This is a genomic window from Candidatus Eisenbacteria bacterium (genome assembly GCA_035712145.1).
Lineage (GTDB): Bacteria > Eisenbacteria > RBG-16-71-46 > RBG-16-71-46 > RBG-16-71-46 > DASTBI01.
Genome location: DASTBI010000020.1, coordinates 1 through 1,232 on the forward strand (window position 1 = coordinate 1; position 1,232 = coordinate 1,232).

Consider the following 1,232-nt stretch of genomic DNA (forward strand, 5'->3'; position numbering starts at 1 on the left):
GCTCAGCTCGCGTCTCTGAACGTGAACTGAGCGCCGCGCGAAGCCCGTGATACAAACAGTGCGCCCCGCACTTCTCGCCCCCGCGATGAGCGCACATGAAGTCCTATTCGCTTTCGCATCTTTCGGATCAGACCCTGCTCCGCGGTCTCGCTTCTCTCGTCGCCCGTGATCGCAGCACCACGGCCGATCTGCTGGCCCACATCGCCGAGGTCGACGCTCGCAAGCTGTACGCGCCAGCGGGCTACCCATCAATGTACGCGTACTGCATTCACCACCTGCATCTAGCTGAGGATGCGGCCTGCCGGCGTATTCGCGCGGCACGGGTGGCTCGGAAGTTTCCGGCTATCTTTCCCGCCGTGGCGGATGGCCGATTGCATGTCAGCGCCGTGCTCCTCCTCGAGCACCACTTGAACCCTGAAAACGCCGATGGGCTGGTGACGGCCGCGGCGCACAAGACAAAGTCACAAATCGAGCACCTCCTGGCCAATCGCTTCCCTCAGCCGGATGTCCCGACGGTGCTGCAGCCCGTACCCGCGCCGGCGCGTGCAAATCTGGGGGGAACCCTGGTTGGCTCAGAGCGGCCCGACACTCCATCCGAGCCAGCGCCGCAGGATCTCGAACCTGGCGTGGCCACGGCGACTTCGCAGGACAGTTCACCCGCACCAGCGCGGGTGGATGCCCCGGCGAGGCTGAAGCCCCTGGCTCCTCAGCGATTCTCGCTCCAGCTCACGATGGGTCAGGAGATGCGGGACAAATTGGAGCTTGCGCAACAGCTGCTGGGCCATCGCGTCAAATCCGCGGACATCGCGGCCGTGCTCGAGCGAGCATTGGACTCGCTCATCCATGAGCTCCAGAAGCGCAAGTTCGCGGCGACGGACCGGCCGCGCCCAACGGCGGGCACGAACTCCGGGCGCCACGTGCCCGCTCCCGTCCGGCGGGAAGTCTGGAAGCGCGACGGCGGCCGGTGCACGTTTGTCGGCGATTCCGGCCGTCGATGCCAGGAGCGCCACGCTCTGGAGTTCGATCACGTCCAAGAATTCGCGCGGGGCGGGCCATCCACGGTGGCCAACTTGAGATTACGATGCCGGACGCACAATCAATACGCCGCCGAGCAGTCTTTCGGAGCTGGATTCATGCAGCTCAAACGACTCGATGCACGCGCCTCGCGAGACGTCAGGACTGCTGCGGCCAGAGCTCTCTGAGGCGCCGCAGGATCTCGTCACGCGTTTCAC

General features: G+C 65.3%; 1 protein-coding gene. It reads left to right on the forward strand.

Features of this window, described 5'->3' with window-relative positions; genetic code table 11:
• Nucleotides 1-95: 95 nt before the first annotated feature.
• Nucleotides 96-1,202 carry a hypothetical protein gene (locus VFQ05_00925; GenBank protein HET9325315.1) on the forward strand — a complete coding sequence of 369 codons (1,107 nt, stop codon included), beginning with the start codon at nucleotides 96-98 and terminating at the stop codon, nucleotides 1,200-1,202.
• The last annotated feature ends 30 nt before the right edge of the window (nucleotides 1,203-1,232 follow it).

Excerpts from the sequence above, each read along its gene's own strand:
- VFQ05_00925 (HET9325315.1), top strand. The coding sequence starts at position 96 with ATGAAGTCCTATTCGCTTTCGCATCTTTCGGATCAGACCCTGCTCCGC.